Below are 7451 nucleotides of genomic sequence, written 5' to 3'. Positions count from 1 at the left end.
TGCCCACCCCGCCCGCGGTCGTGGTGCTCACCGGCAGCGGCAACGAGCGCGTGGCGGTGGAGGCGATGAAGGCGGGCGCCCAGGACTACCTCGTCAAGGAGTCCTTCAGCCCGGAGCGCCTGCGCCGCAGCCTGCTCGCGGCGGTGGAGACGGTGCGCATGACGCGCGAGCTGGAGGCGCGGCGGCTGCGGGCCGAACGCGCCGAGGCCGCCGCCCGGGACGCGCTGGCCGTGCGCGACGAGCTCTTCGCGCTGGCGACGCACGACCTCAAGGGCCCGCTGCAGATCATGACGCTCAACGCCCAGGTGCTGCGCCGGCAGATTCCCGCCTCCGCGATGACGCCCGCGCTGGAGACGCGGCTGGGCCACCTCGTGCGCGCCGCGCACCGCATGGGGGAGCTCATCGACCACTTCCTGGAGGTGACGCGCGGCCAGGAGCGTCCACTCCAGCGCGCACCCCTGGACCTGCTCGCCCTGGTGCGCGCCAAGGTGCGCGAGCAGGAGACCCACGCGGCGCGCCACCCCTTCGTCCTGGAGGCGCCGGAGGGCCGCGACTTCACCGGCGACTGGGACGCGGGCGCGCTGGAGCGCGTGCTGGAGAACCTGATGGGCAACGCGGTGAAGTACAGCGCTGACGGCACCACCGTCACCGTGCGCCTGTCGTTGGAGGAGGGGGACTCGCGGCAGGACGTGCGGCTCGACGTGGTGGACCAGGGCATCGGCATCCCGGCCGCGGACCTGCCCTTCGTCTTCGAGCGCTTCCACCGCGGCCGTAACGTGGCCCAGGACGTGTCCGGCAGCGGCGTGGGCCTGGCCAGCGCGCGCCGCCTGGTGGAACTGCACGGGGGCTTGCTCTCCGTGGAGAGCGAGGAGGGCCGGGGCTCCACCTTCACCGTGCGCCTGCCCCGGAAGGTCCACGCCTCGGGCCCGGCGGCGCGCGGCGCGTCCCGCTCCGAGCGCGCCGACTCCGAACACCCCGAGCAGTGACGCGGGCCGCCGGGCGCCGCTCCTGGCCTCAGGGCACCGCGGGGACGGCGCCGCGCAGCATGAAGAACACCACCACGCCCGTCACCGACACGTAGAGCCAGATGGGCGCCAGCCACCGCGTCACCTTGCGGTGCCGCGCGAACTGCTGCCGCCAGGAGAAGTAGAAGGCGACGAGCGCCAGGGGCAGCACCGGCATGGACAGCAGCACGTGGCTGGCCAGCAGCGTCAGGTACAGCCCCCGGAAGTCACCCACGTAGCGCGTGTCCCCGTGTACGTAGTGGTAGGCGAGGTAGCCCACCAGGAACAGCGCGGACGCCGCGAAGGCGCTCACCATCAGGTTCTGGTGCACCCGCCGCGCGCCGCGTTTGATGGCGATCCACCCGCCCAGGAGCAGCACCGCCGCCGTCGCGTTGAACCCCGCGTTCACCGCCGGCATGAAGCGCAGGTCCACGCCCGTCTCCGCGCTCCCGCGCCGGATGAGCAGCAGCCACGCCAGCAGCGCCAGCGCCCCGGCGGACACCACGCCAATGGCGATGAAGAAGGACCGGTCGCGCGACGGTGACGAAGGGGGAGTCAGCCCGAGTGCGGCGTTGGACATGCCCCCTTGTGGCCCGCGCCGCCGGCCCCGCGCAACTGCTTCGCCCAGGAGAGTCCTACGTGGGCGTACATGTCGGTCGAATGGAATCGGTAAGGTCAACTGGATCTCAAACCGGAAATTCCTTCATACTCCTCCGCGTCGCCCCCGACCCCCCCTCTCGGAGGTTCACTGTGTTCAGCGTGCGTAGCTTTGCCCCCCTGGCGAGCGCCGCCCTCCTGCTCGCCCTGCCCGCAGCCGCTGAAGAAGCGGTGTGCGCGCCTGTGGCGAAAGTCCCTCTGGAGCGGCACCTCCGTCAGCTCTCCCTCGACCTGCTGGGTCGGCCTCCCACCATGGAGGAGTACAAGGCCTTCCAGGCCAAGGGCTCCGTCACCGCGGACGACGTCCGCAAGATGATGGGCCAGGAGCCCTTCTACGCCCGGATGCGCGAGTTCCACCGCGCGCTGCTGCGCTCCAACATCAACCAGAGCGTGCAGGGCAACGGCGATTACCGGGTTTCCGGGACCCCGCTGAGCTTCGCTGGCAACAACTCCAACAGCCTGCGCGGTGGCCAGAGCCAGCGTTGTGACGGTGAAATCGACCAGGACAACTGCAAGGCGAACCCGCAGGACGGCCACTCGCTGACGCCCACCACCTGCCGGGACGCGCAGGGCGTGCCGCTGCCGGTCAGCTACGACTACGACCTGAACTACTACAAGTGCCAGCTGCTGGACCCGGCCTCCACCGACCCGGAGCTGAAGTACGCCGACTGCAACGCGCTGAAGGCCAGCGCGGCGCATGGCAAGTACGCGAACTTCTGCGACAACCGCTACAGCGGCACCGCGGGCAGGTCCGTGTCCTACCTGTGCAAGCCGGACCCGGACAAGACCTCCACCAACGTGCTGAAGCCGTTCCCGGCAGACGGCGTCATCACCGCCTGGGTGCACCCGAACCCGGAGACGAAGCCGAACCTGGAGCGGTTGGATCGCTGCACGTTCGACATGGCGAAGCGCAACAACATCAACGGCACCTGGGTGCCGCAGCGCGGCTGCGTGCAGCGCGATGGCTACGTGACGACCAGCGTGCAGCCGTACTGGTCCTCCACCACGGAGCCCGTGAAGGTGTGCGCCATCGAGGCGCAGAACCGCCCCACCAACCCGTACACGAACGAGTCCTGCGAGACGGGCCGCTTCAACGGCGACCGCAGCTGCGGCTGCGGCGACAAGATGCGCCGCTGCGAAATCAATGAAGTGCACACCGCGCGCGTCGCGGCCTTCAACGAGGAGCCGCTGCACATCACCGACGCGGTGGTGCGCAACGACGAGCCCTACTTCAACATCCTCACCACGCGCCGCTCGTTCGTGAACGGCACGCTGTCGGAGTTCTACCGCCAGCGCCAGGGCGTCGCGGTGTTCAACGTCAAGTCGCCCGCGGACCCGGTCACGCTGCCCGCCGTCCCGTACGCGGACACCGCCTCCTGGTCCGAGTACACGCGCGACAGCACCCACTCCGGCGTGCTCACCACGCCTGCGTTCCTCTACCGCTTCCCCACCCAGCGCGCGCGCGTGAACGAGTTCTACGAAGCGTTCCTGTGCAAGCACTTCGCGCCGGCCGCGGACGCCACGCTGCCGCCCCCGGATGACTCCTGCAACCGGGAGAACAACCTGGCCAAGCGCTGCGGCTGCAACTACTGCCACGCCACCATCGAGCCCACGGGCGCCCACTGGGGCCGCTACGCGGAGCGCTCCGCGCTGTTCCTGCCGTCGGAGCAGTTCCCCCGCCTGGACCCGAAGTGCCGCGACTGCGCGCTCAACGGCGACACCAACTGCGGCGGCGAGTGCGGCCAGTACGTGATGCAGGCCTTCGACGGCGACGGCGCCAACTCGCTGGGCCTCTTGAAGACGTACCTCTACCGGACCGCGGAGGAGGAGAAGAACATCGAAGGCGGCCCGCAGACGCTCGTGCAGCGGATGATGGAGACGGGTGACCTGGAGCGCTGCACCGTCAAGCGCGTGTGGAACGAGTTCCTCGGCCGCGCGATGACGGTGGAGGAGCAGCGGATGTATCTGCAGACGCTGTCGCAGGACTTCGCCAAGAACAACCACAGCATGAAGGGCCTCATCGAGCAGGTGGTGATGTCCGACGCGTACCGGAGGATCGACTGATGCGCCGCCTCGTGTTGACCGCGCTTCTCGCGCTCGCAGCGGGCTGCACCAGCGGCTCCGTGGACGCCCCCGCCAAGCCCGTCCCGTTGGATGCCCAGCTGGACCCCGTCCCCAACCCGCATGGGAACGGCACCCCCATCGACCCGCTGCCGGACCCGGAGGCCCAGGGTGGCAGCGTGGGGCGCGCGCCCCGGCGCCTCACCGTCGCGCAGCTCAAGGAGTCCATCAAGGTCGCGGTGGGCATGGAGTGGGATGAGCTGGAGGCCCGCGCCCAGTCGCTGGGCCGCGCCGACTACGCGCTCATCACCACGGAGAACACCGAGCCCAACCTCGTCTTCGCCCGCTTCCTGGACGACGGCGCGCGCAAGGTGTGCATCGCGCAGGCGCAGAAGGACATCGCGCAGGCGGACCTGTCCCTGCGCACCCTGGGCCGCACGCTGCCCACGCCCATGAGCGATTTGAACAAGCTCACGGACGCGCAGGTGAACGAAACGCTCGTCTACCTCTCCACCCGCTTCTGGGGCTCGCCCCTGTCGGGTGACGAACTGGCGCGCTACGCGACCTTCTTCCGCAAGGCCGCCGCTCGCGCCGAAACCCTCAAGAAGCGGGACCAGGCGCTGGCGGTCGTATGCATCGCCATGCTGACGGACTCGCGCTTCATCACCTACTGACCTTCAAGGTGCCTGCGATGAAGAAGACGCGCCAAGACGACACCTGCATCCCCGAGCGCCGCAACTTCCTCAAGGCGGGGGCCGGCTTCATGGGCTCCCTCCTCCTGGGAGGCATCCCCTTCCGTGCCGTGGCCCAGGCGACCAACCTGGCCCCCGCGGACCGCTGCTTCGTCTTCGTCTATTTCTCCGGCGGCTGGGACCAGCTGCTCGCGTTCGACCCCCGCGACCCGACCGTGTTCACGGACGACCGCGTCAGCGAGACGCGCATCGTGACGGGCTACAACCAGCTCGCCGCGGAGGCGCGCTTCCAGCAGACGCCCCTCATCCCCAAGGAGCGCGCGGGCGCGGGCAAGCCGACGATGACGTTCGGCCCGGCGATTGGCGACGCGCGCGCCCCCAACCTCTCCGACCACTACGACCTGATGACGTTGGTGCGCGGCATCAACATGAGCACGCTCACCCACGAGGTGGGCTACCGCTACTTCCTCACCGGGAAGATGCCCATCGGCAGCGCCGCGCGCGGCTCCTCCACCGCGACGGAGATCGTGGGGCAGATGAAGCCCACGGTGCCCATCCCGTCCATCGCGCAGAACGTGGAGTCGTACAACGACCGCTACGGCGGCTACGCCAACGCGCTGCGCGTCAGCGGCCTGGCGGACCTGGTGCTCACGCTGGACCCGCCCTCGGCGGCCCGGCAGCTGGACAGTGAGATCGAGAAGCAGCTCATCGACCTCAACGGCATGCCCATCACCTGCGAGGAGCAGGCGCTCACCGCGCGGGGCGTGGGCACGACGTACGAGAACAGCCGCGAGCAGATGCAGTCGGTGATGGCCAACAAGCTGTCGGACTCGTTCCGCTTCCAGCTGACCGCCAACGACCAGGTGCGCACCACCTACGGCCTCAACGGTCAGGCCTACCCGTACAACAGCGCCAACGGCCGCGCCGCCATGGTGGCCACCGCCCTGAAGAAGGGCATCAGCCAGTGCGTGTCCATCAACCTGGCCGGCGGCCTGGACACCCACTTCGGCACGCAGCTCACCCAGGCAGGCAACCAGCGGGCCGGCTTCGACGCGCTGAACCTGCTGGTGACGGACCTGCGCGCCACGGCGCACCCGGGTGGCGGCAACTTCATGGACCACACCACCATCCTGGTGTTCAGCGAGTTCGCGCGCACGCCCACCATCAACGCCACGGGCGGCCGCGACCACCACCTGTCCAACAGCTGCCTGCTGATGGGCGCGGGCATCAAGCACAACCTGGTGGTGGGGCGCAGCGGCGACATCGGCATGTCCCCGGGCACGGTGGACCTGCGCACCGGCGCAAATGATCCGAACGGTTCCAACATCTTCCCCGAGCACATCATCGCGACGGTGCTGGCCTCGGCGAAGCTGGACTACAGCATCACGCGGGTGGACCCGCTGCGGTTCATCCTTGCCTGAGCCTTGATGAGCACTCCCTCCTCGCGTCCCCCGCAGCGCCGCGGCCCCCCTGCCGCGGCGCGTTTCCTCTCCCCCTCGCTGTTGCTCTGCGCCGCGCTGCTGTCCGGCGCGTGCGGTGACGACGCGCCTCCGGGCAGCGACCCGACGAAGCCCGCGCCGTTCAAGGCCACCCAGGTCCCAAGCTCGCAGGGGCTGGCCCCGGCCCACGGCTTCGCGGATCAGTCCGGCGGCGGCATCTTCGCCACCCCCACGGGCGGCGCCGTGCGGTTGCGGCTGGACGGCACCAAGGCGGCCCTCGCGGCCCACCCGCAGAACAAGGCCACGCTCGGCAGCGTGAGCGCGACCTTCCGCCTGGGGCCGCACAGCGCCCTGGTGGAGACCAACAGCGGCCTGTTCCTGGCGGACCAGGGCTGGCTCATCGAACCGCTGTGGCAGGAGGTGCTGGGCACCGGCATCGTCGCCACCGCGCAGACGGCGGATGGCGCGGCGTGGCTCGCGCACCCCACGGGCCTGTACCAGCTGCAGGGCGGCACGCTCGCGTCGCTGAAGCTGTCGGGCCAGGCCCTCTCCGGCATCACGACCATGACGGCGGCCCCCGCGGAGGACGGCCTGCCGGGCCTGTGGTTCGCGCGCGAGGGCAAGCTCAACGTCGTGGTGGCGTCCGCGCCGGGCGTCTACCAGGTGCGCGGCTCGGACGCGCCCCTGGGCAACGGCGAGACGGTGGAGGCGCTCGCGGGCATCTCCGCCGGCACCGGCACTCCCGGCGAGGTGTGGGTGCTCACCAGCACCCGCGTGCTGCGCCGCAACCCGGAGGGCTGGAGCACGGTGGAGCTGCCGTCCCGGCCCGAGCAGCTCATGGGCGCGGGGCGCTTCCTCTGGGCCCGCGCCGGAGGCCAGCTCTACACCTACGACGCGGACGCGAAGGTCTGGGGCGTGGCGGAAGGGCTGCCGTCCGGCACGCCGACGCTGCTGGCCGTGGATGAGACGGGCTGCGCGTGGGTGGACGTGAACGGGCAGGCGATGGCGGTCACCAAGGCGCCGGTGCCGCGCGTGACGGGGCTGCACCAGGGCATGCTGGTGGTGGAGGATGGCCTGGCCCTGCGCGCCACGCTGCCGCCGGGCCCCGCGCCCCAGAGCGTCGCCTTCCAACTGGACGCGGAAGCAGAGATCGCCTCGACAGGGCCCCTGTTCAGTCTGGGCGGCCTGGAGGCGGACGAAGCCACGCTCAAGCCGTACTCGCTCGCGACCCTGGCGCCGGGTGCGCACACGCTGTCGGTGGTGTCCCGCTTCGAGGACGGCACGGAGGCGCGCCGCGCGGTACCCTTCACGTACCAGCCGCTCACGACCACCCCCGGCTACGCGCGCGACATCCGGCCCATCCACGAGGCCCGGTGCGCCAAGTGCCACACCACCAGCCCCGGCCGGCCGCTGAACACGTATGACCTGTGGAAGTCCAACGCCCAGCTCATCAGCGCGGCGGTGCGCGACCTGCGCATGCCCGCGGACGGTCCGTTGGATCCCCAGGGCATCGCCCTCATCCAGCGCTGGGTCGCATCCGGCGCACTGCCTTGATATCGCCGCAGTCCTCCCGCTGAAGGCGCCCCCTCCCCCCGGAC

General features: G+C 70.5%; 6 protein-coding genes. 5 read left to right on the top strand and 1 reads right to left on the bottom strand.

Going from position 1 to position 7451, the window contains the following annotated elements; genetic code table 11:
• A partial coding sequence (locus tag D7V93_RS32970) for a sensor histidine kinase (protein WP_147451464.1) occupies nt 1-986 on the top strand: 986 nt, incomplete at its 5' end.
• A gap of 28 nt (nt 987-1014) precedes the next feature.
• Here the strand turns inward: D7V93_RS32970 and D7V93_RS32965 are convergent.
• Complete coding sequence (locus D7V93_RS32965) at nt 1015-1584, bottom strand: DUF420 domain-containing protein (RefSeq protein ID WP_120647158.1); 570 nt, start codon at nt 1582-1584, stop codon at nt 1015-1017.
• A 170-nt stretch (nt 1585-1754) separates the two neighbouring features.
• Between D7V93_RS32965 and D7V93_RS32960 the strand changes: the two genes are divergently transcribed.
• The 4 genes from D7V93_RS32960 to D7V93_RS32945 are packed head-to-tail and all read left to right on the top strand — an operon-like array spanning nt 1755 to nt 7407.
• Nucleotides 1755-3725, top strand: a complete 1971-nt coding sequence (locus D7V93_RS32960; protein WP_120647157.1) for a DUF1585 domain-containing protein — start codon at nt 1755-1757, stop codon at nt 3723-3725.
• Nucleotides 3725-4396 (top strand): hypothetical protein, encoded by a 672-nt coding sequence (locus D7V93_RS32955; RefSeq protein WP_120647156.1) that lies wholly within the window; start codon nt 3725-3727, stop codon nt 4394-4396. The genes D7V93_RS32960 and D7V93_RS32955 overlap by 1 nt, the downstream gene beginning before the upstream one ends.
• A gap of 17 nt (nt 4397-4413) precedes the next feature.
• Entirely contained in the window at nt 4414-5835 is a 1422-nt protein-coding gene (locus D7V93_RS32950; RefSeq protein ID WP_120647155.1) for a DUF1501 domain-containing protein, read from the top strand.
• Between the two features lie 6 nt (nt 5836-5841).
• The gene (locus tag D7V93_RS32945; protein WP_208723235.1) at nt 5842-7407 is read left to right on the top strand and encodes a hypothetical protein; all 1566 of its coding nucleotides are present in this window, start codon (nt 5842-5844) and stop codon (nt 7405-7407) included.
• The last annotated feature ends 44 nt before the right edge of the window (nt 7408-7451 follow it).

It is taken from the genome of Corallococcus llansteffanensis (assembly GCF_003612055.1).
GTDB lineage: Bacteria > Myxococcota > Myxococcia > Myxococcales > Myxococcaceae > Corallococcus > Corallococcus llansteffanensis.
Note: the sequence above shows the minus strand (reverse complement) of the source record. Positions and strands in the feature narration are given on the sequence as shown.

Excerpts from the sequence above, each read along its gene's own strand:
- D7V93_RS32950 (WP_120647155.1), top strand. The coding sequence starts at position 4,414 with ATGAAGAAGACGCGCCAAGACGACACCTGCATCCCCGAGCGCCGCAAC.
- D7V93_RS32955 (WP_120647156.1), top strand. The coding sequence starts at position 3,725 with ATGCGCCGCCTCGTGTTGACCGCGCTTCTCGCGCTCGCAGCGGGCTGC.
- D7V93_RS32945 (WP_208723235.1), top strand. The coding sequence starts at position 5,842 with ATGAGCACTCCCTCCTCGCGTCCCCCGCAGCGCCGCGGCCCCCCTGCC.
- D7V93_RS32965 (WP_120647158.1), bottom strand. The coding sequence starts at position 1,584 with ATGTCCAACGCCGCACTCGGGCTGACTCCCCCTTCGTCACCGTCGCGC.